Genomic DNA, 25373 nt, shown 5'->3' on the forward strand with positions numbered 1-25373 from the left:
TTCCGCAAAATTTACCAGAAATCAGACCGCTTACAGAATGATTAAATTATTCCTCTGCGTCTTCTTTTGCCCATTCTAACGCACGTTTAACCGCTTTTTTCCAACCTTTATAACGTCTGGTACGTTTTGCTTCGTCACCATCCGGAACAAAGGTACGCTCAATCGACGCTTTACCGCGTAATTCTTGCAAATCTTTCCAGAATCCTACAGCAAGACCGGCAAGATATGCCGCACCTAAAGCGGTAACTTCACGCACGACCGGACGTTCTACATTCGCATTGAGAATATCCGCTTGGAATTGCATTAAGAAGTTATTGGCAACCGCACCGCCGTCCACACGTAAAGTCGCAAGGTGTTTACCGCTATCCGACTGCATTGCATCTAATACGTCACGAGTTTGATATGCAATAGACTCTAATGTCGCACGCACGATATGGTTACGGTTTGCACCGCGTGAAAGCCCTAAAATCGCGCCTCGCGCATACGGATCCCAATACGGCGCACCTAAACCGGTAAATGCCGGTACGACATACACACCGTTTGTGCTGTCTTCTTTTGTTGCAAAATATTCGGAGTCTTTACTGTCATGTACGATTTTAAGTTCGTCACGTAACCACTGAATCGAAGCACCGCCCATAAAGATAGAACCTTCTAAGGCATAGCACGGTTCGCCTTTTGCATTACACGCAATCGTCGTCAATAAACCGTTTTTCGATTCAACCGCTTCATTTCCGGTATTCATCAACATAAAACAACCGGTACCGTAAGTGTTTTTCGCTTGTCCGGCTTCAACACATAAATGACCGTAAAGCGCTGCCTGTTGGTCGCCCGCCATACCGGCTACCGGAATACGTACGCCGCCTTTACCACCGATATTGGTTTCGCCGTAAACTTCCGATGAATTTCTTACTTCCGGTAACATAGAACGCGGAATATTTAATAATTCCAACATTCTATCGTCCCATTGTTTAGTATGAATATTGAACATCATAGTACGGGAAGCGTTTGTGTAATCGGTAACGTGCACGCGACCTTGGGTTAATTTCCAAACCAACCAAGTATCTACCGTACCGAATAACAGCTCGCCGCGCTCGGCTTTTTCTCTTGCGCCTTCAACATTATCTAAAATCCATTTTACTTTCGTACCGGAGAAATACGGGTCCACCACTAAACCGGTCGTTTTACGAATATAAGCTTCGTGCCCGTCTTCTTTTAATTTCGCACAAATATCCGCCGTACGACGGCATTGCCATACAATCGCATTATAAACCGGTTTACCGGTTTCTTTTTCCCAAACAATCGTGGTTTCACGTTGGTTGGTAATACCGATTGCCGCAATTTTATCGGAAGTAATGCCCGCTTTTGCCACCACTTCATTTAATGTCGAACTTTGCGTCGCCCAAATTTCCATCGGATTATGTTCCACCCAACCGACTTGCGGATAAATTTGGGTAAATTCACGTTGAGAAACCTCTACGATATTGGCGTTTTTGTCGAGTAACACCGCACGAGAGCTTGTCGTACCTTGGTCTAACGCAATAATGTATTCTTTAGTCATAGTAATCACCTTCTCTATTAAATGAATGACGCAATTATTTACAATTACATGGTAAGTTTTTACCGATAAAACGACGATAGCCCCAAGCACCGACAAGTCCGCCGACAATCGGCGCAATCAAAGGAACGAGGAAATACGGAATATCGCGCGCACCGGTAAAGGCAACTTCACCCCAACCGGCTAAGAATGCAAAGGCTTTCGGACCGAAGTCACGCGCCGGATTCATTGCAAAGCCGGTTAAAGGACCGAAAGCACCGCCGATCGCAGCGATCAATAAACCGATTAATAACGGAGCCATCGGACCTCTCGGTACGCCGTTACCGTCATCGGTTAAAGCTAAAATTAATGCGACTAACGCCATGGTAATGACCGCTTCGACACAAAAGGCTTGTAATACGCTGATATGTTGATGAGGATAGGTAGAGAAAACACCGGCAAGTCCGACGCCTTCGCCGCGTACAATATTTTTAGCGGCTTCAGTTGCGGCAAAGAGATCTTTATAAAGGAAATAAACTAACGCCGCTGCGGCAAAAGCACCTAAAAATTGGGAAATGATATAAGGCAGTACTTTTTTTCCGTCAAAACACGCAAACTTCCAAAGTGCGACGGTTACCGCCGGATTTAGATGCGCACCGGATACGCCTGCGGTAGTATATACCGCCAAAGCAACCCCCACGCCCCACATAATGGAGATTTCCCATAAACCGAATGTCGCACCGGCTAATTGTGCGGCGGCAACACAACCTACCCCAAAGAAAATAATTAAACCCGTACCGATAAATTCTGCGATACAAGCACCTTTTAACGATCTTTCCATATAGTCCTCCTACGGATAACGAAAAGTAAATTACGCTATTGAATGTTGAAAAACGCAAACGTTTTCGATGCGAACTATATAAAAACGAACATTTTTCGCAAACGGGAAAATGCAAATTTGTGATATTACGCACATTTCTTCTGTTAAAAATGTGACGCATTTCAAATTTTACGGACGAAAACAGGCAAAAAAACCTCAACCGAAGTTGAGGTTTAACCCGTAAAAAGGGGAAACGTTACTGTTGTTTTTTAGCCCATTCCAAGAAACGTTTTTGCGTTTCTTTATCCGCTTTTTTAAATAAGACTTGCAACTGTTCTTCTTTAACATTATTGGTTTCAATCACCATTTGTCCTTTAGCTTCCAACGCCGCATTTGCAAAAGCCTGAACGGAAGCGACCGCTTTACTTGCGTTATATTTAGAGAGATTATCTTCAACTCGAGAATTCGGTGCGAAACCTTCTCCTTTTAAGAAATCGCGTTTATATGCGATTTCTTTACCCGATGCGGTTTCAATTTTAAAGTTTAACTCTTTCTTAAACTTATCTACCGTAAAATTAGACGTAAATTTCGGAGTCACAATTTTGGCGTCTTCATCAGTACCGTTAAAAGTAAGAATAATCGGATCAATGGAGAAATAGCTTCCGTCCACAATATCGCTTACACTGACTACGACTTGGTGCACTTTGCCGTCAATCGATAATCCCGCCGTACCTCTCGCTACTTTCTGTCCGTCAAAAGCCAATAATTCTACGCTATCCGATGCGGTTAAAGTGCCTGCAACCGAAAACGCACTGACCGCTAATGTTGCAACCGCAACCGCCATTTTGGTTAATTTCATAAAGAAGCTCCTTAACTTAAATCAATATGAATATTTATAGCTTATGCTATGCTAATTTCTCAAAAATAGAAATAAATTTATTATCAAAGCGATGAATTTGTGATAATTTTCTTTTATATCCGATCAACAGATAAAAATCGGGTAAATATTATTTTTAAGAGTAGATACAATGAGTGATGAACAACAGAGCGTCAATACGCAACAGGATAAAAAATCGTTTTTACAATCGATTTTCGGCGGCTTATTTCAATCCGAACCGAAAAATAGAGAAGACTTGGTTGAAGTAATTCGAGATTCTCTGGATAACGAACTGATCGATAGTGATACCAAAGATATGATCGAAGGCGTAATGGAGATTTCCGAACTGCGTGTGCGGGATATTATGATACCTCGTCCGCAAATCGTTTATATTGACGCCAATCTTGATCTTACCGCTTGTGTTGATTTAATCATTGAATCCGCTCACTCTCGCTTTCCGGTCATTTTAGACGACGGCAAAGATACCGTATTAGGTATTTTACATGCCAAAGATCTCTTAAAATTCCTCAGAACCGATTCCGAAGAGTTTGAAATGCCAACCATTCTACGCCCTGCAGTGATTGTGCCGGAAAGTAAACGGGTCGATAGAATGTTGAAAGAATTCCGCTCCGAACGCTTTCATATGGCGCTGGTGGTGGACGAATTCGGTGCAGTATCCGGCTTAGTCACGATTGAAGATATTCTTGAGCAAATCGTCGGCGATATTGAAGACGAATTCGACGAAGAAGAAATCGAGCCGATTCGCCAGCTTTCTCGCCATACTTATGCGGTATCGGCACTGACGGATATTGAGAAATTTAACGAAACTTTTGCCACCGATTTTACCGATGAAGAAGTGGATACGGTCGGCGGTTTAGTGATGCAAGCGTTCGGACATTTACCGAAACGAGGCGAACAAATTCAATTGGAAGGTATCGATTTTAAAGTAACTTCCGCCGACAGTCGCCGTCTAATTCAATTACGTGTCACCGTATCGGACGAACAGCTGGAAAAAATGGAACAGCTGGTCAGTAACGAAGAATAATGAACAATGCATAGGTGAGGTTTTATCCTCACCTTTTGTTTGTGTTATTTCGCTTAATATTAGTTAATCTATCTCTTTAAAATGAACTTTGTAAAAAATCCGTCAATTTTAACCGCTTGTTTACTCGCCTTTGCCCTCGGAGGTCTCGGTACGCTTGCTTATTCCCCTTTTGATCTTTGGGGAATCGTCTATCTTTCCGCCGCCGGTTTAATTTGGGCGGCAACGCTTCCGCAACGAAAAATCGCCCTCTGGGCAACCTTTGCTTGGTCGCTCGGCTGCTTTTGTATCGGAGTAAATTGGGTACACGTCAGTATGACTCAATTCGGCGGTGTTCCGCTGGTAGTGAGCTATATTGCAGTATTTTTATTGGCTTGCTATCTCGCGCTTTATAATTTGCTATTCAGCTATATTGCACATAAGTTCCGAATCCAAAATCCCTTTGCACTTGCGGCGATTTTTACCTTTACCGAATATCTGCGCGGCGTTGTCTTTACCGGCTTTCCTTGGTTGCAGTTCGGTTATACGCAAATTGACAGTCCGTTTGCCGGCATTGCCCCGCTGTTAGGTGTTGAGGGCTTAACATTCTTTGTGATGACGGTGAGCGGTTATCTGGCGTTATTGGTAAAAAAATCCGCAAAAACGACCGCTTCGCTTGCCACCTTAGCAATACTGTGCGGATTAGCATTTGCCGCCAAATTCATTCCGTTTGTGCAAATTGACGAGCAAAAACAACCGCTTACCGTAAGCCTTGTACAAGGCAATATTGAGCAAAAAATGAAATGGGATCCGGCGCATTTCGATTATACGCTGCAAACTTATCAACGTTTAATTAGCCCGCTATTAGGTAAAAGTGATGTAATTGTATTGCCCGAATCCGCTGTTCCGGCGTTAGAAACGCAAATTTATCCGCTACTAAACCAACTTCAACAAGTTGCTGCGGACAAAGGCAGTGAAGTAATTATTGGTACACTCTACCAAGACGAAAGCGAGCAATTATTTAATAGTGCGGTAGTATTGGGAAATCCATTACAACCCTATGACTTACACAATACCGAGCGTTATAACAAACACCATTTAGTGCCGTTCGGCGAATATGTGCCTTTCGGCTCGGTATTGGATTGGATGCGTGATGTATTTATTCTGCCGATTAACTTATCGCAAGGCGAATTCGTGCAACCGGCACTTTTTGCCAAAAATCGTAAGTTTAATATGGCGATTTGCTATGAAGTGATTTTCGGCAATCAAATGCAACAAAACCAACAGGTACAACAATCGGATTATTTATTAACGATTACCAATGATGCGTGGTTCGGCGCCTCTATCGGCCCTTGGCAACATTTCCAAATGGCGAGAATGCGTGCGCTTGAATTAGGCAAGCCGCTACTGCGTGCGGCAAATACGGGAATTACGGCGATTATCGGTACCAAAGGCGAAGTCATTGAGCAGATTCCGCAATTTGAAGCGAACGTATTGACCGCTCAAATTCAACCGACTAAGGGAGAAACCTTATTTGCCAAAACAGGTAACCGGCTGATTTATGCGCTAAGTCTGTTTTGCTTTATTTTTGCCTTTGTAAGAAATCGGAAAAAATAGGTCGCTTGTTTAAAAAATAAAGCACTAAAACTTATTATTTTAGTGCTTTATTTTTCAGCTTAATGTAGTGAAGGTTATTAACCGAATATTTCATCCATACCTTCGATTAACTGCTTGCAAGGTTTTTCGAAAAATACACCGCTATTCGGTGTGCCGTTCATTCCTCGTAAGAATAAATATGCTACGCCGCCAAAATCACGCTCATACTCATACTGCCCACCTAAACGTACTCGTAAATAGCGATGTAGCGCCAGCGTATAAAGCAGATATTGCAGATCATAGCGATATTGCCCGATCGTTTTTTCCAAATTTTGTCGGCTATAGTCTTGTGCTAAATAACCTAAGAAATTGGACTTATAATCAATCAGATAAAATTTCTCGTTTACTTGCACGATACAATCGACAAAACCGCGTAAATAGCCTTCCAACTGCGGTAAATTCAAATCCGGTAATTTTGCCGAAACCGCACTGTATTGCTTTAACAACTGGTTTAACTTACGTAATCCGTCCGAATTTTTTAAGCGTAAATAAAACTGCCATTCGTTTAAACGTTTTGTCATCGGAACGTCTTTTAGCGCAAATTCAGACTCACTAAACGGCGTTGCAAGTACCTTTTCAAACCATTGTTGTAACGGTTCGTGCCAATTTTCATCTAAGTCCAGCTGCTCGCAAATAGTAAGAATTTGCTCAAAATCGACCGCTTGTTGGAAGTCACTGTGTTCAAAGAAACTATGTAGAATATTGCCAACCTTGGTACTGTGAGGGAATTGGTAGGGCGAATAGGCATTGGTTTCTTCACTATCCAAAGCAAAAAGATTATCCGTTTCGGGCGTAAGCACTTGTTGCTGGTCATAATCTTGTCCGGCGCTCTCAAATGCTTTCGGCATACTATATCCCGTATGATGTTGCATCGCCCACTCGTGTTGTTGATGCAATGCACTGAAACTGGTCACTAGCCCTGTCTGCTGAATCTGTCCGGTAAAATGACAAGCGGATAAAGTCTCTGACACAAACGGAGTCGGTCGCCATTCATCATTCGCAATTTTTTCATCTAATTCAACCGCTTGGAAATCAATCCTTTTTTGTTGCAAATATTCCGATGTACTTATTTCCGCTTTATAGCTTTTATCTAAACCGATTTCACCATTGCTCAGCAAATAATGCACCGCATTCCAACCGTCTTCAAAACGTTGCGGCAGAATCAAGTTAAGCTGTGATTCCGCTCGCGTAACCGCTACATAAAGCAAACGCAGATCTTCAGCCAATTCTTCCCGATCCATCAGTGCTTGTACTTGCTCTGACGGTTTCCCGAAATACCAATGCGCTTGCCCTTGTTCATCACGGTAGATAGCCAAATTACTTGCTTTAGCACCCTGATTTTTTTTACCGATAAACGGCAACCAAACTATCGGATATTGCAAACCTTTTGAACCGTGAACGGTCACGATTTTAATCAATTCTTCTTCACTTTCTAAGCGTAAAATATGCTCTTCCGTGCTATCTATTTTTGCCAATTGACGTTCATACCAACGCACTAACGCCGATTCATTTTCTAAGCTCGGCATGGCATTTTGTAGTAATTCCGTTAAATGCAATAAATCCGTTAGACGGCGATCACTGTCGCGCGGGTTGGCTCGTAAGCGTTCAATAATTCCCTCTTGCATAAATAACTTATGCAACATCGGTAAAATACCTTGTTGTTGCCAAATTTGCTGATATGTAATAAAGCGCCCTACCTGTTCATCCCACTGTAATTCGCTATTTTTAAGCTGATGAATCTCCGTTGCTGACAGCCCCCAGAGGGTTGTGCCTAACGCACTGAGTAAATGGCGTTGATGATACGGATTTAAACAGGCATACAACACCCACAATAATTCTTTAGCGGTTTCCGATTGATAGACGCTTTCTTTTTCCGACAAAAATACCGAACGAATGCCCAGTTCAGCTAATGCACTTTTTATCAATGTAGCTTGCGAGTGGCTACGCACCAAAATTGCAATATCTTTTGCCTGAAACGCATTAATCTCTTCCGTAGTATTGGTAAATTTTAAGCCGAATTCACCCGCTTCCATTTGCTTAAGCTGCTGCTGAATTTGGTAAGCACACTGCTTTGCCGCTAATTTTTCATCAAATTTTGCTTGTAGATAACAATTTACATAGTCGGCGCCGATTAATTCAGCTTCGCTCGCTTTCGCTTCCACCGAGTGAAACTGAATACCTTGATACAAGAAAGGACTGTTTTCAGCAGCTTCCGGAAATTCAAATAAGCGATTAGTTACACTCACAATTGGTGGCAACGAGCGCCAGTTTTTGGCTAACGTGCGTTTTTGTTGCGCCTGTTGAGAAGCGGTCAAATAAGTGAAAATATCCGCACCTCGGAATTTATAGATCGATTGTTTCGGGTCACCAATCATAATAAATCCGTGATTCGTATGCGTTTCCTGCATAAAAATCTTATGGAAGATTTCATATTGCTCTTTATCGGTATCTTGGAACTCGTCAATCATTGCGAACGGGAATTGCGCACGAATTTGTGCTGCTAACTCTGCCCCCCTTTCAGCGTTTAAAGCTTGATTGAGTAAAGTGAGCATATCGTTAAAACTTTTCTCACTATGCGTCGCTTTATAATCTGCGAGCTTTGTTCTCACTGCGAGTAAGAATTGATAGAGCAATAACGGCTTCTGTTTATTCGCAAACTGCTGTTGATAAGCGGTCAAAATTTGCTGATTTTTTGCAAAATGCGGATGAACCAACGGTTCTGCGCCCTCTTCCGCTTTTTCGTTTAGAAATTCCTGACAGAAACGTTCAAACTGTTCTTCCGGCAAATAGGAAAGCGAACTTGCCGCCCATTCGTCCACGGAAGCACGCCATTTTTCTAAGTAACGAGTTTGGTAAGAACGGCGATTAAGTGCTTTTTTCTCACCGGTTTTATATTTTTTCGCTAATTCGCTTTCAATTAAGCGACTGATTTCTTCTCCGTGTGCCGACCAATGCCGTTTAGCATCCGCTAAAAAATGCTGTAAGGCAGCCAAATGAACAGCAAGCTCGCCGTTCAACCAATGTTGTTCATCTGACAATGGCGGCAATTCGGCAGGCACAAAGGCACGAATTGCCTCAAAAGCATTGTACGGCGTACCAAGATATTCCGCCACCGCCGCCGTTTCGGTCAGTCCCATCGGATAGAACATTTCACGCCAAACTTCTTCACTTAAACGGCGTAACAAATCACTTTCATCCGGCTGCAAGTCGTTATCAAAACGCATCCCCGAATCAAACGCAAATTGAAATAGCATCTTTTGACAAAAACTGTGAATGGTAAAAATACTGGCTAAATCGATCTCTCGTTCGGCAATGCGTAAGCGTAAAATCGCCTCTTCCACACTTTCAATCTGCTGATGTAATTGGAAGAAGAAATCATTGGCATCATAGGATTTTTCCGCATCATACTCTTGCAAAAAGCGGCGGCAGGCTTTGATGTTTCTACGAATACGATCACGTAATTCTTCGGTTGCCGCTTTGGTAAAGGTTACCACCAAAATCTGCTCAACGGTTAAAGACGCACAACCGACACCCAGCAACAAACGCAAATATAAGTTTGCCATGGTAAAGGTTTTACCGGTACCGGCGGACGCTTCAATTAATGCGGTACAATTTAACGGCAATTCAATCGGAGAAAGGGTTTTCATGACTCTCAATACTTCTTACTTAATTCGTTCTAATTTTGCCAGCAGCTGTTCTGCAGGAATCTGTTGAATTTTGTGCATTTGGTAAATTAGCAAACCGGCAGCGATACTTAAACTGACGCAGAAAATAAACCAAAAGCCTGATGCCGCCATCGGTTCAACAATCCAATCCGTTCTCGCTAAAATATAGCCGAACGGCATACCAATCACCCAGTAACAGAACATCGTGACATATAAAATCGGTTTGGTATGTTTATAGCCACGCAGAATACCGTTTGCCACCGCTTGTAACGAATCCGGAATTTGATACACCGCCGCAAACAACAATAAATGCGCCGCAATTGCAATCGACACCGGATCGCTGGTAAACGCCAGCGGAATAATTTCATCTAAAATCACAATCACGACCGCTGCCGCTAACGCAAACAGCGCACCGGTAATCAGCGCGTGATAGCTAATAATTTTTGCCTCTTCGACTTGTTTCTGCCCCAAGGTTTTTCCTACCACAATTGTGGTCGCAATGCTGAAAGACATCGGGATCATAAATAATAAAGAACTGGTTTGCAGAGCCGCCTGATGACTTGCCACCACTTGCGAACCAAGTGGAGACAGCAGTAAAGCAGATGCGGAGAACAGCATCACTTCGGTAAACGTTGCAAAGCCGATCGGCAAACCTAATTTGCAAATTTTTAGCAACGTTTGACCGCTTGGCATTTCAAACCAACGGTTAAATAAGCCGATGTCTTTCTGAGATTTATTAGTGTAGCTGTAATGGAACAGTAATAAGAACATCACCCAGTTCACAATCGCAGTTGCTACACCGCAACCGACCGCCCCCATTTCCGGCAGCCCAAACTTACCGAAAATAAAAATATAATTGAGCGGAATATTTAACAATAGCCCTAAGAAAGTGATACGCATTGCCGGCTTCGGATTGGATAAACCGTCATTCATACAACGCAAATTGACCGCCAATAGTGCCGGCACAACACCGATTGCCATAATCGCTAAATATTGTTGCGATTTAATCGAAAAAGCTTGCGGCGTATTCATATAATCTAAAATCCAATGACTGTTTAGGAACACGAAAATCAAAGGAATTGCACACGCCCAAACCAACCAAAAACCTTGACGAATTTGGTGGGTAATCAAATGACGCTGATTCGAACCGTTTAAATAAGAAACGGTTGGTGTGATTGCATTAAGCAAACCTAATACAAATAAAAAGAGAGGGAAATAGATGGAATTACTCACCGCAATCGCCGACACATCATCATCACTCACTAGCCCCGCCATCACAATATCAGCCAGCCCCATTCCCGCCACCGAAAGCTGAGAAATAAAAATTGGCAGCGTGAGTTTAAATAGTTTACGCGTGTTTTCCGGATATTTTTGCCATTGCAGATTCATAATTACCTCTTTCAAAATACGGAGGCTATTATACGGCAACAAGCGGTCGTTTTTCGCAAAAATTTTGTAAAATAAGACCGCTTGTAAAAATGAAAAAGCCCTCGAAAATCACTTCTCGAGGGCCTTATCTATTCAGCTAACGAATTATTTCGCCGCTTTTAACTCTTGATAATATTTTTCGTAAAGTTCGATTGCATCACCTACATCGTCTTGCCATTGTGCCGCTTTTAACACTTCAGCTGTCGGATAGATTGCCGGATCTTCGGTAATCTCTTTTGGTAATGTTTTTAACGCTTCTACGTTTGAAGTCGGATAACCGATTTCTAACGTTAATTTTTCCGCAACCGGTGCACTTAATAAGTAGTTGATTAACTTATGCGCATTTTCTTTGTTTTTCGCATTCGCAGGAATTGCTAACGTATCAACCCAAAGCACAGGACCTTCTTTCGGGAATACCATATTTACCGGCGCTTGTTCTTTTTTCGCAATACGTACAGAACCGTTCCATAGTTGACCTACAGATACTTCACCTGCGATAAATGAGTTCGCTGGGTTGTCTGAAGTGAAAGAAAGTACGTTTGGACGTAATTTTCTTAACTCTTCGTAAGCCGCTTTAATCTCTTCCGGATTGGTTGTGTTAGGGTTTTTACCTAATTTTAATAACGCAATGTTAAATACTTCACGTGCGTCATCTAATAATTGTACTTTATTGGCAAACTCAGGTTTCCATAAGTCGCCCCAAGATGTGAACGCATCACCTTGGTAATCCGCTGTATTAAATGCAATACCCGGTGCACCTAATAATTGTGGTAAAGAGTATTTGTTACCTTGGTCATAAGGTTTGTTTAACCAATCTTGGTTTAACTCTTTGATTACCGGAAGTTGTGCGTGATCTAATTCCGCTAACATACCTTCTTTCGCCATTTTTGAAACGAAGTAGTTAGAAGGTGCGATAACATCGTAACCGCCGTCTTTACCTTGTAATTTCAATTTCGCATACATGGTTTCGTTAGATTCAAGGCTTGAAACCTCTACTTTGATACCGGTTTGCTTTGTGAATTCATCTAACAAGCCTTCAGGCACATATTCAGTCCAAGTATAAAGGTGAACTGTTCCCGCTGCTGCCGGTTGAGCCGCTGCTTCAGCTGCTTTTGGCTTTTCTTCATTACACGCTGTTAATGCAACTGTTGCTAAACCTGCTGCAAATAAACCCGCTAATTTTTTCATTTAAGTTTTCTCCGTTAAAGAAAAGATGAGTAAAAAATATAGCCTTGCCTAAGGGCTTAAAAGACGAGGGCGATTTTAAGCCACCCCCTAGATTTTGCAAGGATTTTCTAATTAAAAAGGCAATTTTTTGCAAATTATTTTTTAATAATTCGCCGGTATAACCGCTTTTGCCTTGAAATCGGCAAATTTAACGCTATATTAGTAACGATTTTTCATTGATATATTTGAAACAAAGAGGATTTAAAATGACAACTCAAAACGAAAATGCACAAGCTCAAACGGAAGAAATTGAAGTTGCGCCCGAAACACAATTAGATCAAGGTACGGAGCAACCGCAAGAACAACCTGTCGAAGCTGAATTAGCAGCGGCTTATGCACGTATTAATGAGTTAGAAACTTATATTGCGGAAGCGGATAGCCGTGAAAAAGATATTCAATTACGTGCGCAAGCGGAAATCCAAAATATCCGCCGCCGTGCCGAACAAGATGTTGAAAAAGCGCATAAATTCGCACTCGAAAAATTCTCCAAAGAATTACTAACCGTGGTGGATAATCTTGAACGCGGCTTAAATGCGCTTGATACGGCAGTCACCGATGAAAAAACACAAGCATTGGTGGACGGAGTGGAAATGACCCATAAAGAATTTATCTCGACTCTGGCTAAATTCGGTGTGGAAGCGGTCGGTGTCGTCGGCGAAGCGTTCAATCCGGAAGTGCATGAAGCGATTTCAATGCAGCCGGCGGAAGGTATCGAAGCAAATCATATCAGCGTAGTTTTACAAAAAGGCTACACCTTACAAGGTCGTGTCCTTCGCCCGGCAATGGTAATGGTTGCAGGCTAAATTTTACTCTCGCCCGCTTGCGGGAAAGAGACAGCCGGTGAAGCGTTCAGCGAACCGGCAGAGAGAGGGATAGCGGTCCAAATTTGATAAAATCAGCAAATCCCTCTCTACCTGAAAATCATTGATTTTCTTCCCCTCACTTACTCACTTTTGAGAGAAACGAGGATAATATTTTAATTTCATTCATATCAAGCTATGTCCCTACAATTCAGCCCTATCTCACTTTTCCTAGTCGCCCTGATTTTCCTCGGTGTAGTCGGAAACAACAATTCTATTACTATTGCAGCAACAGTATTATTACTGGTACAACAAACGTTCCTGAGCAAATATCTGCCCTTTTTAGATAAACACGGCTTAAGTGTCGGGATTATCATTCTGACTATCGGCGTATTAAGCCCCATTGTGTCCGGCAAAATTTCCCTACCGTCCTTTTCTGAATTTTTAAATTGGAAGATGTTGCTTGCCGTAATTGCAGGCATTGCGGTGGCTTGGTTAGGTGGCAGAGGGGTAAGTTTAATGGGGGGGCAGCCGTTGCTCGTCACCGGATTACTGGTCGGGACGATTATCGGTGTGGCGTTACTTGGCGGTGTGCCGGTCGGCCCGTTAATCGCTGCTGGAATCCTATCGCTATTAATCGGCAAAGGCTAATTGGTAAAATTTATGCAAAATCAGACCGCTTGTTCCTCTCCCCTATTAAGTGAGTGTTGCAAGCGATTTCTTCTTCCTACTGTTTCCCCTCAATTTAGGCTATAATTCCTGCCAAAATAGTTAGTTAAGACAAGACAATGAAACCTTCGCAAAAAAATTTCAAAAATAGACCGCTTGATGAGAGCCAGAAAGCATTAATCGCAAATTTAAAAGAACTCACCAATACCGATTACCGCCGTTTACGTTCTCGTATTCACGGCATTTCCGCCATTAAAAAACAAGAAGCCAAAAACAATGTGATTGCGGAAATTGAACGTGAAATTCTCTCGGCACAAGCAGCCTTCCAAGCTAGAAAAGCACAACATTCTAATCTTGAGATCACTTATCCCGATTTACCGGTTTCCGCTCGTCGTGAAGAAATCTTAAAACTGATTACAGAAAATCAGGTAGTGGTGATTGCCGGTGAAACCGGTTCGGGTAAAACCACTCAGCTCCCGAAAATGTGCTTGGAACTCGGGCGTGGCGTAAAAGGCTTGATTGGACATACTCAGTCCCGCCGTTTGGCGGCGCGTTCAGTGGCGAATCGTATTGCCGAAGAATTAAAAAGCGAAATAGGGGAAACTGTCGGTTATAAAGTGCGTTTTAATGATCAAGTGGGCGAAAACACCCTAGTGAAATTAATGACGGACGGTATTTTGCTTGCCGAAATCCAAAACGACCGCTATCTCAATCAATACGATACGTTAATTATTGACGAAGCTCACGAACGCTCGCTCAACAACGATTTTATCCTCGGTTATCTGAAACAAATTCTGCATAAACGCCCGGATCTAAAAGTGATCATTACCTCGGCGACCATTGATGTCGAGCGTTTTTCTCGCCATTTCAATAATGCGCCGATTATTGAGGTTTCCGGACGAACCTTTCCGGTGGAAGTGCGTTATCGTCCAATTGTGGAAGAAGATGATCAAGACCAATTACAAGGGATTCTCAACGCTGTTGATGAACTTCAAGCCGAAGGTCGCGGCGATATTTTGGTTTTTATGAGCGGTGAACGTGAAATTCGTGATACTGCCGAAGCCCTACAAAAACAAGAGCTAAGATTCACTGAAATTCTACCGCTTTACGCACGCCTCTCGGCTGCCGAGCAGCAACGCATTTTCCAGCCAAGCGGTCTAAATCGTGTGATTTTAGCCACCAACGTAGCAGAAACCTCACTCACCATTCCGAATATCAAATATGTGATTGATACCGGTACGGCACGTATTTCTCGCTACAGCTACCGTACCAAAGTGCAACGTTTGCCTATCGAGCCGATCTCTCAAGCCTCCGCCAACCAGCGAAAAGGGCGTTGCGGACGAACCAGCGAAGGGATTTGTATCCGCCTCTATTCAGAGGAGGATTTTAACGCACGTCCGGAATTTACCGATCCGGAAATTCTGCGTACGAATCTCGCTTCGGTTATTTTACAAATGACCTCGCTCGGTTTGTCGGATATTGAGGCGTTTCCATTTGTTGATCGTCCGGATACCAGACAGGTGCAGGACGGTATTCGTTTACTAGAAGAATTAGGCGCGATTAATGGCAATAAATTAACCGCAATCGGTCGTCAACTTGCCCAATTCCCCATCGATCCTCGCTTAGGTCGTATGGCCATTTCCGCGGCACAAAACGGTTCATTACACGAAGTGATGATGATTGTCTCTGCGCTTTCGATTCAAGATCCGCGTGAACGTCCGCAAGAACGCCAACAAGCGGCGGACGAAAAACATCGCCGTTTTGCTGACAAAGACTCCGATTTCTTGGCGTTTGTGAATTTGTGGCATTACATTCAAACTCAGCAAAAAGAACTGACCAAAAACCAGTTCCGCAAGCAATGTCAAAAAGATTTTCTCAACTATTTGCGTGTCCGTGAATGGCAGGATATTTATCATCAACTACGTCTTTCTGTACGAGAAATGGGCTTGCCGATTAATAGCGAAGATGCAAATTATCAACAAATTCACACCGCTTTACTGACCGGTTTGCTGTCACATATCGGGCTGAAAGACAGCGAAAAAATGCACTACCTCGGGGCGAGAAATGCGCATTTTTATGTGTTCCCAACTTCGGTGCTTTTCAAAAAGCAACCGAAGTGGCTTGCTGCGTCCGAATTGGTGGAAACTACCAAATTGTGGGCAAGAACCGTGGCAAAAATCGAACCGGAATGGATTGAGCCACTCGCCGGACATTTAATAAAACGTAGTTACAGCGAACCACATTGGTCGAAATCCAAAGGCGCAGTGATGGCGTATGAAAAAGTCTCGCTCTACGGTATTCCGGTGGTAGCGAATCGCCTTGTCAATTACGGTTCAATTGATCCGACTGTCAGCCGTGAAATCTTTATTCGTTCGGCAATGGTTGAGGGCGACTGGCACAATAATTACAAATTTTTCAAAGAAAATAACCGCTTGATCAAAGAAGTGGAAGACCTCGAGCACAAATCTCGCCGCCGAGATATTTTAGTGGACGAACAAACCCTATTCGACTTCTACGATCAACGCATCGGAACAGAAGTGGTATCTAGCCGCCATTTTGATACATGGTGGAAAAAAGCAAGTCAGAAAGATCCTGAATTGCTCAACTTTGAAAAATCATTCTTAATGAATGAAAACGCTAATACGGTCAGCGATTTGGATTTCCCGAATTTCTGGTATCAAGGTCAGCTTAAACTAAAATTGAGTTACCAATTTGAAATCGGTAAAGATCACGACGGCGTAACCATACATATTCCATTGCCGTTGCTCAACCAAGTGGAACCGGAAGGCTTTGATTGGCAAATTCCGGGGCTTCGCCATGAGCTAGTGGTGGCGTTAATTAAATCGTTGCCGAAAGCGACTCGCCGTAATTTTGTACCGGCACCGAACTATGCGGATGCGTTTTTAGCTAGAGCCGAACCGTATCAAAAACCATTGCTAGAAAGTTTGGCTTATGAGCTTCGCCGTATGACTGGGGTAACGATTGATCCGGAACTGTGGGATTTGTCGCAACTTGCACCACATTTACGTATGACATTCCGTGTGGTGGATGAAAAAGGTAAAAAACTACAAGAAAGCGAAAACTTGGACGAACTGAAATTTGCCCTGAAAGATCAGATGCAAGAAAGCCTTTCGACGATTGCCGATGACGGTATTGAACAAAGCGGTGTACATTTGTGGAATTTCGCTAACTTACCGCAATTCTACGAGCAGAAAAAAGCCAATTTCAGCGTAAAAGCCTACCCGGCAATTGTCGATGAGCAAACCGCAGTGGGCGTAAAATTATTTGAAACCGAATTTGAGCAAACTCGTGCAATGCAAGCTGGTTTACGCCGTTTACTATTGCTCAACGTGCCTTCGCCAATCAAATACTTACACGAAAAATTACCAAACAAAGCAAAACTTGGACTTTACTTTGCCCCATTCGGTAAAGTGTTGGAATTGATCGATGACTGTATCGCTTGTGCGGTGGATAAATTGGTGGACGAATTCGGCGGCTTTGTTTGGACCGAAGAAAAATTCAATGAATTACACGAATTTGTGCGAGCAAACCTAAATGATACAACGGCTGAAATAGCGTTACAGGTTGAAAAATGTCTGACTCTCGCCTTTGAAATTAACAAGCGAATGAAAGGCAAAATGGATTTTACGATGGCGTTTGCTCTCTCAGATATTAAAGCTCAAATTCAAGGGCTAATTTACCCCGATTTTGTCACTAAAACCGGTCATCAACGCTTGGGTGATTTATATCGTTACCTTAGTGCCATTGATAAACGTTTGGATAAACTCGGTACCGACACTAACACCGATAGAGCTAAAATGCTCAGAATAGAGCAAATGCAAAATGCTTATAAGCAACTATTAGCAAAACTGCCAAAATCTAAAGCAATTCCAGATGAAATATTAGAAATTCGTTACATGATTGAAGAACTGAGAGTGAGCCTATTTGCCCAGCAAATCGGCACCAAATATCCTATTTCCGATAAGCGGATTTTGAATGTCATTTCTGCAATAAATTAACATTCCTATAGCATACAAGCGGCCAGATTTGCAAAAAATATTGCAAATCTGACCGCTTGGATCTCTTACCTTATATCAAGCATCCCACATAAATTCTTTCACTCTCAAAATATAAGTTTAATTATCCATAAAAAACTTGAGGTAAATCAAAAAAGATGAGAACTATTTGCAATAATAGACATCATAGATATAATCCCATTTTTTTATAAGGAGACTATAAATGCTTGAAAAATATTATTTTAATAAAAGCTGTATTGCAATCGCCATTTCCACTTTCTTATCTACTAGCGTAGCCTACGCAGACTCTTTGGAATCGCCTCATTCCAGCATTAACCTTTCGGATGAGCTCGGCTCTAAATACAGCGGTAAAGGTGTGAAATTAGGTGTACTCGATGGTGGTTTTGTGGTCAAACATCCATTACTGCCACAAAACCTGCATCCATCTATCTTTCAATTAACTACCCCAGATGGTGAAATCCGCACCTACGATCCGAATTATTTACAATTTGAGGTAAAATATATTGAAAAAGAAGGAAAAAAGGTACTTGTTCCACTATTTGAAACGCATGGTTTAGGTGTTTCAGGCTTAATTGTCGCAAAATCTGATACTAAGCTCGGATTTAAAGGTGGTGTGGCAAAAAATGCTGAGCTGTATATTGCCACTAATATTCATAAACAGAGCCTAGAGAAATTGCTGGCTGAGGCTCAAAAGCAAGAATCAGAGGGAAATGAAGAGAAAAAACAAGAAAATGAAAAACCTAATTTTAAGGAATTGGAAAAATCAGATCTATTGGTGAGTAAAGATAAAGGAGCCATTTTTGAACGTTTGGAATGGGCTACCACACTAAGCAAACTGATCGAGAAAAATCTGTTTGCAATTAATAATAGCTGGAATATCGATCCTATTAGTAATGATATTGCCGACTTCGATAAGCTCTATAATTCTCTCAGAAAAGACAAGCAAAATACCCTACTACGTGCTGTGTTAAGTGCAAAAGAAAAAAATACACTACTGGTTTTCGCCGCTGGCAATGAGAGTAAACAACAACCTGGTGTTATGGCAATGTTGCCACGCTATTTACCTGAGTTAGAAAAACATTATCTAGCGGTTGTATCTGTTGATAAACAAAATAAATTAACAGAGTACTCAAACTATTGCGGTATGAGTAGAAACTGGTGTGTAGCAGCTCCTGGAGATTTACATGTCTTAAATGCCGTTCCAGATAAAGCACTAAAAGCACAATATGGTTTATCCGAAAGTCAAGGTACTTCTCTCTCTGCCCCCGTAGTAACAGGCTCCTTAGCTATTCTAAAAGAACGCTTTGGCTATCTGACTCCAACCCAAATTCGTGACACGTTACTAACCACTGCAACTGATCTCGGTAAAAAAGGGATCGATGAAAAATATGGTTGGGGGCTCATTAATATCGCTAAAGCAATTAACGGCCCAAGCCAATTTTTAAATGATGAAGCGGTTAATGTGACACAAGATGATCGCTGGAAAAATGATTTCTCCAGTAAATTTAAATTTACCAAGCAAGGTGAAAAATCATTAGATTTAGCCGGTAAAAATAATATTGCCCGAATTGATGTTGAACAAGGCAGACTCAACTTAAGCGGAATTACTCAATCCAAACAAGTGAAAAATAATGCTCATTTAGGCGTAAATCAAACTGAAATTAGGCAAGGTTATATGGCTACTGAAAATAGCCAATTAACCTTATTGGATAGTAATGGTTTAATTGGTAAAGATAAAGCAATCATTCAGCTAAATGGTTCGTTAAAAATTGCTGATAAATTAACGGAAAATAGTAAACAAGGTAGTATTTCAGCTACTGTTGTAAAACTTCATGATAAGGCGAGCTATCAAGGTGGGTTCACAAAACTAATTGATAATAAAAATTTAGCCAATAAAGGCTTAATGCAAGATCTCTATTTTAAACAGTCTGAAATTATTGCGAAAGTCAATTCAAATAAAGCCTTTACTGATCCTAGTGCCAGTGATAATGCCAAGTCTGGACTGAGCCTATTAAATCAACTTAGAACCAGCTCATTTGCATATCGTCAGGGGGTATATAATGACTGGCTACAATCTGCATTAGAGCAAAAGAAATTAGGTCAGCTACATTATGCGGTTTCTAATCATATTTATGCTGATGCTTTAGCATTATTGCGTCATCAAAATGCAAAACAACTTAGCCATGTTCAGCATAATTTATTTACTGCAGCCTATTCACCACAAAAAACGTCAGTTTGGCTTGAGCATAATGGCCAAAAACATTCTAAAGTGGCAATTAAACAGAACTCATCTGCTCTCGGTTTGAGCCATAAGTTCAATGATAACGCATTATTGAGTGCAACATTAATGCGAAAAAATCATCATATGGACAAAGATTTTGCTCATGCAGACCTAAAACAGACAAGCTTAAATATTGGATTACGTTATCCTTTAGCCGATCATTGGTTTAGTGAGTTAGCACTGCAATTTGGGCAGCAGAAATACAACCAACGCCGTTGGTACAAAAAATCTCAGCTCGGCCAGGCTCAAAACAAAGGGCATCATATGGGGGGAGAAATTCGTGTAGGTTATCAATTTATGCCTCAAACTTGGATAATTGAACCTAGCCTAGGAGTTCAGTTCATTCAAACGAGAATGAAAGCTCTCAATGAAAAAGGCGAACTTGCAACAAATACCGCAGCTCTTCGCTATAACGATATTAATCTCACACCGAGTGTGAAATTAAAATACACCGTTAAATTTGAGCAAGGCAGTTTTTCGCCTTATGTTGGTTTGAACTACTTACATCGAGTAAAAGGAAAAGAAAGTAAAATTACCAGTCAACTCAATGGCTACCCATTACAAAGCTATGCGACACAAAAACGTAACCATGCTTTAAATCTTGAAGCCGGCATGCAGTTCCAATATAAAAATTGGTTCGTTTCTGCGAATGTTGATTATGATCGCATAAAATCAACGAATGCTTTTGGTTGGAAAACCAATATCGGCTTAACTTTCTAACTAATTATTCCAAACCTAAAAGTGGCACAGGCTTGCTTTGCTTGTGCCTATATCCTTTTAACTCTAATTATAGTATTTACATTCAAACAATCTTATGAAGAAGTTCTTTCATTTCCCCAAATTTAGTGAAACATTTCCAAATGAAAAAAGACCATCTAAGCTACTAAGAGAATATTTTCGTTATAGCTTCCGTAAGGTATGGTGTTCAACCCAATGTATTCAATTGACAAATTACTTAAACAATTCGCCTTTATGGGCAAAATTATTTAATCAAAACTTATATCGGGTTAATACACTTTTAGATACTTACTGTGATAAAACTTTTAATAAAAAACAAAGATTAAAAGCTATCAAAGAAAACTTTACACGTTTTGAAAATTTATTCAGAATAAATTTTTGCAATCAGCTTGTAACACAGCAAGAGGTTTGTATTGCCAAATTAAGTGATGAACTGAATTTATATCTTAGCATTAATCAAATCGATCCCCTAGAAGGTTTCTTTTCATTAAATATTAGAAATAATCAAAAAGAGCATATCTACGATGCTTCTTTTACCTTATTAGAGGCAAATAAAATTCTAATTTCCTCAATACAAGGACCTAACAGTAAATCTGCACAGGATCTTATAAAATCAGCTACTAAACAACTATATGGTATTCGCCCTATGTTTATGCTAATTTATATATTTAAATTAATTGCTGCGAAATTTAATTTAGAATTACTCGGAATCCCTCATAAAAAACAAGCAAAATACCGTTGGAATGACCATTCCAGATTATTATTCAATTACGATATTTTTTGGCAAGAGAATAATGCTATTCTTATAAAAAATGATTATTGGTTATTGAATAATAATATTGAGAGAAAACCACTAAATATCATACCGAGCAAAAAACGTTCTATGTATAAGAAACGTTACCAATTGCTCGATGATATTAAAGAAAAAATAAATTTAATATTTTAATTAATATAAACATAATAATCTAGACAAATTTATTTCTCTTACATAAAAGACCGATCTTTTATTAGATTGGTCTTTTACGTAAATATTATGCAATACTGTTATTAATAATCTATTTCTAGCCGTAATTGCCAATTAATCGGAGCTATTCCTTTCGAAAGCAAATATCTATTGGTTTTTGAAAAATGCCTACATCCAAAAAATCCACGATAAGCAGAAAGTGGCGATGGATGAGGACAAGTCAGAACCAAGTGACGGTTACGGTCAATAAACTGCCCTTTTCTCTGAGCATGGCTTCCCCAAAGCAAGAAAACTAAATTTTCACGGTAGGTATTTAACTGTGCGATCACTTTATCGGTAAAAATTTCCCAACCAATTTGAGCATGAGAGTTAGCTCTGCTTTGTTCAACTGTCAATACCGTATTCAACATAAACACGCCTTGTTTTGCCCAATCAACTAGATAACCATGTTGAGGAATTTGAAATCCTTCAATATCATCAGATAGTTCTTTATACATATTAAGCAAAGAAGGAGGAGGAACAATCGGCGGTTTTACTGAAAAAGCCAAACCATGTGCTTGATTCGGCCCATGGTAAGGATCTTGCCCAAGAATGACTACTTTCACCTCGCTAAATTCAGTCAAAGCAAAAGCACTAAATACCTCATTTTGCGGCGGGTAAATGACCTTACCAGCTAACCGTTCATTATGCACATATTGCAAAATATGCTGAAAATAACTTTTTTGTTTTTCTTCGCCTAAAGCTTCTGTCCAAGTTTTCATAACAACACCCCAAATGACTACTTTTTAATCAGTTAATATATTTATCTTCAAATTTGGTTAAATTTTTATCGCTTTTTATCTCAAAAAGGGTAAAATGGCTTCAAATAAATTTGAATATTTAAAATTTTTTTGTAATTTTCACTTTAACTGCTATTTTATTAGGAGAAATTAAAATGATCAAAGGTGTACAAATCACTGAGTCAGCAAACAGCAACTTATTGAATTCATTCTGGTTATTAGATGAAGCTAAAAACGAAGCTCGCTGCCTAGCTGCTAAAGCAGGTTACCAAGAAGATCAAATTGTTGCAATCAGTGACTTAGGTCAAATTGCATATCGTGAAGTACCGGTTAATGTTGCACCAACTATTAAAGTTGAAGGTGGTCAGCACTTAAACGTAAATGTTTTACGCCGTGAAACATTGGAAGATGCAATCAAAAACCCAGAGAAATATCCTCAATTAACTATCCGTGTTTCTGGCTATGCAGTTCGTTTTAACTCATTGACCCCAGAGCAACAACGTGACGTAATCACTCGTACTTTCACAGAAAGTTTATAATAACAGCTTTCTGTTCATTTTCTTAAAAAAGCACCTTCGGGTGTTTTTTTATTGCTTCTGTTTTACAAATTCTCTCCTAAATTCCACCGCTTGCTAAATACGCCTCCCAAAACGGAATTAACATACTGGATATTTTTACAAAAAATAGTAAAAACAGGATTGACACTGTTTTTTTAATCAGTAAAATCACCTGTATAAACACACAGTTTTAGAGGATGTAAAAAATGGCTTCAATTCGACCGCTTACCCGTGAGTTACCATATCAACCGTTACCGATGTACCGAGATATGAATAGTGAACGTTCAATCAAATTAGATCTGAATTCACTTTGTATTAAACGTCCGACCGAAACTTTTTTCATTCAAGTGAAAAACCCGAATTTAATCGCTTGGGGAATCGAGTTGGACGATTTACTTATCGTTGAGCAATCCGAACAATATTTAGTTAATGATCTGATTGTGATTGAGAAAAATGGAGAATATAAGTTTTATCAATTTTTTAACGAAATTGAGAATAGCGTAGGAACTCGAGAAATCATTCTTTTCTCACTGGATGTCAGAGAACCTAATTTACGCATTACCGACTGGCAGGAAATTGAGATTGCAGGCGTGATCACGAATGTAGTACACCAAATGCGCCATAAATCCGCACAAACGGCAGCAAGAAAATATGCGGCATAGAAAAAAGTCGTCAAATAACCTCTTTGACGACTTTTCATATAAACGTAATTAGAGAACGCGACGAGATTGCGTATAATTTCTCGCCCAATAACGTTCAGAAAGAGAACTGGTAGTTACTCCTTGGCTGGTACTGGCATGAACAAATTTACCTGCACCGATATAAACACCGACGTGATTATTGCGGCGGAAAAAAACTAAATCGCCGGGACGTAAATCCGATTTGGAAATAGAACGACCTAAATGGCGTTGCTCTGCGGTAGAGCGAGGTAAATCAAGATTAAAAGCACCGCTCATGGTTTTCTGTACGAAAGCCGAACAATCAATACCGCCGCGACCCTCACCGCCTAAGCGATAGCGAGTTCCCGCCCATTTACGATAGATGCTGTGGACTTTTTTAGCGGCATTACCGCCGTCGGTGGAAAGTTCTTCACGATGAGATACACGGGCTTTCATACCCTGTTTATAAGAAATTTGAGCTTCGATTTGCTCGGCGGTCGCTGCTTTAGCGACGATTTTAATTTGGCTTGGCGTGGCGGGATGACTACTTAAACTAGCGGAAGCGATTGAAGAATAACTACCGAATATTGCAAACAGTGATGTAATAAATAATGGCTTTAGCCTTGTTAAAGTAGGGTGTTTTTTCATAATAATTTGTCTCGCCAGAACAACTACAGCGGTTGATTCCTATTAAAAATCTTAAAGTTAATAAATTTGGCGACCTATTTTACCTAGGTCGCAACAATCAAACTTTGGCAGTATAACGGATTATTTTGCTAATGTCCGCAAAAATTTTATTTCGTCTGTCCAAATTTCAGGCTGAATTGTTTCTAAAATAAGCGGAATATTGTCAAAGCGGTCGTCTTGCATGATAAATTTGCAAAAATCCGTTCCAATTGTGCCTTCTCTTAATGTGTGATGTCGATCTACTCGGCTACCTAACGGCGTTTTTGAACCGTTTAAGTGCATACCTCGTAAATACTGAAAACCGACCGTCCGTTCAAATTCGGAAAATGTTTGTTCGCAAGACTCTAAAGAACTGATGTCATAACCTGCTGAAAAGAGATGACAAGTATCTAAACAAACACCGACTCGGTTTTTATCCTCTACTTGGTCAATAATTTCGGCTAAATGTTCAAAACGATAACCGAGATTGGAACCTTGACCGGCAGTATTCTCAATTACCGCAATCACATTAGGCACTTTATCTACCGCAATATTAATCGACTCGGCAATTCGGGCTAAACATTCGCTTTCCGAAATTTTATTTAAATGTGCGCCGGGGTGAAAATTCAGTAATTTTAATCCTAACTGATTTGCCCGTTCCATTTCATCGATAAAGGCTTCGCGTGATTTGGCTAAATTTTCCGCTTCAGGATTACCTAAATTAATTAAGTAACTGTCGTGCGGTAAAATATGCTCCGGCGAAAATTGATGCGCTTTACAAAAACGCTTAAATTTTTCAATCGTATCCGCCTTTAATGCCGGTGCCTTCCATTGACGTTGGTTTTTAGTAAATAATGCAAAAGCATTTGCGCCGATTTCAACCGCTCTTAATACGGCGTTCTCCACACCGCCCGAAGCACTCACGTGCGCACCAATATATTTCATCTTCTTATCCTATTCGTGTAAAATGACTAACTTCTTAACCTTTATAAATC

At 40.7% G+C, this 25373-nt stretch carries 18 protein-coding genes; 9 read left to right on the forward strand and 9 right to left on the reverse strand.

The window, feature by feature from the left end; all coding sequences use genetic code 11:
* Nucleotides 1-46: 46 nt before the first annotated feature.
* The 3 genes from glpK to DY200_RS04460 form a co-directional block, all read right to left on the reverse strand.
* Nucleotides 47-1558, reverse strand: coding sequence for a glycerol kinase GlpK (glpK, locus tag DY200_RS04450; RefSeq protein WP_115587067.1), 1512 nt, complete (start codon nucleotides 1556-1558; stop codon nucleotides 47-49).
* A gap of 34 nt (nucleotides 1559-1592) precedes the next feature.
* Nucleotides 1593-2375, reverse strand: a complete 783-nt coding sequence (locus tag DY200_RS04455) for an MIP/aquaporin family protein (protein WP_005596374.1) — start codon at nucleotides 2373-2375, stop codon at nucleotides 1593-1595.
* A gap of 235 nt (nucleotides 2376-2610) precedes the next feature.
* The gene (locus DY200_RS04460; protein ID WP_115587068.1) at nucleotides 2611-3213 is read right to left on the reverse strand and encodes a curli polymerization inhibitor CsgI-related protein; all 603 of its coding nucleotides are present in this window, start codon (nucleotides 3211-3213) and stop codon (nucleotides 2611-2613) included.
* Nucleotides 3214-3382: 169 nt separating this feature from the next.
* On the opposite strand from DY200_RS04460, the gene corC reads away from it, so the two are divergent.
* Both corC and lnt read left to right on the forward strand, forming a co-directional pair.
* On the forward strand, nucleotides 3383-4276 hold the full coding sequence (gene corC / locus DY200_RS04465) for a CNNM family magnesium/cobalt transport protein CorC (protein WP_005603650.1): 894 nt from the start codon (nucleotides 3383-3385) through the stop codon (nucleotides 4274-4276).
* Between the two features lie 81 nt (nucleotides 4277-4357).
* Nucleotides 4358-5869: an apolipoprotein N-acyltransferase gene (gene lnt, locus DY200_RS04470; protein WP_115587069.1), complete on the forward strand. Its 1512-nt coding sequence runs from the start codon at nucleotides 4358-4360 to the stop codon at nucleotides 5867-5869.
* A 77-nt stretch (nucleotides 5870-5946) separates the two neighbouring features.
* Here lnt and recB read toward each other — a convergent pair whose 3' ends face one another.
* The 3 genes from recB to DY200_RS04485 all read right to left on the reverse strand — a co-directional run bounded on the left by recB (nucleotide 5947) and on the right by DY200_RS04485 (nucleotide 12189).
* Nucleotides 5947-9555, reverse strand: a complete 3609-nt coding sequence (recB, locus tag DY200_RS04475; protein WP_115587070.1) for an exodeoxyribonuclease V subunit beta — start codon at nucleotides 9553-9555, stop codon at nucleotides 5947-5949.
* Between the two features lie 15 nt (nucleotides 9556-9570).
* Nucleotides 9571-10962, reverse strand: coding sequence for an MATE family efflux transporter (locus DY200_RS04480; RefSeq protein ID WP_115587071.1), 1392 nt, complete (start codon nucleotides 10960-10962; stop codon nucleotides 9571-9573).
* A 144-nt stretch (nucleotides 10963-11106) separates the two neighbouring features.
* On the reverse strand, nucleotides 11107-12189 hold the full coding sequence (locus DY200_RS04485; protein ID WP_115587072.1) for an extracellular solute-binding protein: 1083 nt from the start codon (nucleotides 12187-12189) through the stop codon (nucleotides 11107-11109).
* 245 nt (nucleotides 12190-12434) lie between these two features.
* Between DY200_RS04485 and grpE the strand changes: the two genes are divergently transcribed.
* The 5 genes from grpE (at nucleotide 12435) to DY200_RS04510 (ending at nucleotide 21699) form a co-directional block, all read left to right on the forward strand.
* On the forward strand, nucleotides 12435-13031 hold the full coding sequence (gene grpE, locus DY200_RS04490) for a nucleotide exchange factor GrpE (protein ID WP_115587073.1): 597 nt from the start codon (nucleotides 12435-12437) through the stop codon (nucleotides 13029-13031).
* 195 nt (nucleotides 13032-13226) lie between these two features.
* On the forward strand, nucleotides 13227-13679 hold the full coding sequence (locus DY200_RS04495; protein ID WP_115587074.1) for a DUF441 domain-containing protein: 453 nt from the start codon (nucleotides 13227-13229) through the stop codon (nucleotides 13677-13679).
* A gap of 137 nt (nucleotides 13680-13816) precedes the next feature.
* Nucleotides 13817-17716 carry an ATP-dependent RNA helicase HrpA gene (gene hrpA / locus DY200_RS04500; RefSeq protein WP_115587075.1) on the forward strand — a complete coding sequence of 1300 codons (3900 nt, stop codon included), beginning with the start codon at nucleotides 13817-13819 and terminating at the stop codon, nucleotides 17714-17716.
* Between the two features lie 220 nt (nucleotides 17717-17936).
* Nucleotides 17937-20735: a S8 family serine peptidase gene (locus tag DY200_RS04505; protein ID WP_115587076.1), complete on the forward strand. Its 2799-nt coding sequence runs from the start codon at nucleotides 17937-17939 to the stop codon at nucleotides 20733-20735.
* Between the two features lie 94 nt (nucleotides 20736-20829).
* Entirely contained in the window at nucleotides 20830-21699 is an 870-nt protein-coding gene (locus DY200_RS04510; protein WP_115587077.1) for a VirK/YbjX family protein, read from the forward strand.
* A 101-nt stretch (nucleotides 21700-21800) separates the two neighbouring features.
* On the opposite strand, the gene ung is transcribed toward DY200_RS04510, so the two are convergent.
* Nucleotides 21801-22478 carry a uracil-DNA glycosylase gene (gene ung / locus DY200_RS04515; protein ID WP_115587078.1) on the reverse strand — a complete coding sequence of 226 codons (678 nt, stop codon included), beginning with the start codon at nucleotides 22476-22478 and terminating at the stop codon, nucleotides 21801-21803.
* Nucleotides 22479-22651: 173 nt separating this feature from the next.
* Here ung and grcA point away from each other — a divergent pair, with 173 nt between their 5' ends.
* Both grcA and DY200_RS04525 read left to right on the forward strand, forming a co-directional pair.
* Nucleotides 22652-23035 carry an autonomous glycyl radical cofactor GrcA gene (grcA, locus tag DY200_RS04520; protein ID WP_027074339.1) on the forward strand — a complete coding sequence of 128 codons (384 nt, stop codon included), beginning with the start codon at nucleotides 22652-22654 and terminating at the stop codon, nucleotides 23033-23035.
* A gap of 224 nt (nucleotides 23036-23259) precedes the next feature.
* Nucleotides 23260-23715, forward strand: coding sequence for a LexA family protein (locus tag DY200_RS04525; RefSeq protein ID WP_005596354.1), 456 nt, complete (start codon nucleotides 23260-23262; stop codon nucleotides 23713-23715).
* Between the two features lie 48 nt (nucleotides 23716-23763).
* Here DY200_RS04525 and DY200_RS04530 read toward each other — a convergent pair whose 3' ends face one another.
* Both DY200_RS04530 and nfo read right to left on the reverse strand, forming a co-directional pair.
* Nucleotides 23764-24360, reverse strand: coding sequence for an NlpC/P60 family protein (locus DY200_RS04530; RefSeq protein WP_115587079.1), 597 nt, complete (start codon nucleotides 24358-24360; stop codon nucleotides 23764-23766).
* A 120-nt stretch (nucleotides 24361-24480) separates the two neighbouring features.
* Nucleotides 24481-25323 (reverse strand): deoxyribonuclease IV, encoded by an 843-nt coding sequence (nfo, locus tag DY200_RS04535; protein ID WP_115587080.1) that lies wholly within the window; start codon nucleotides 25321-25323, stop codon nucleotides 24481-24483.
* Nucleotides 25324-25373: the final 50 nt, after the last annotated feature.

Origin of the sequence: Actinobacillus lignieresii, assembly GCF_900444945.1 — a bacterium.
Classification (GTDB): Bacteria; Pseudomonadota; Gammaproteobacteria; order Enterobacterales; family Pasteurellaceae; genus Actinobacillus; species Actinobacillus lignieresii.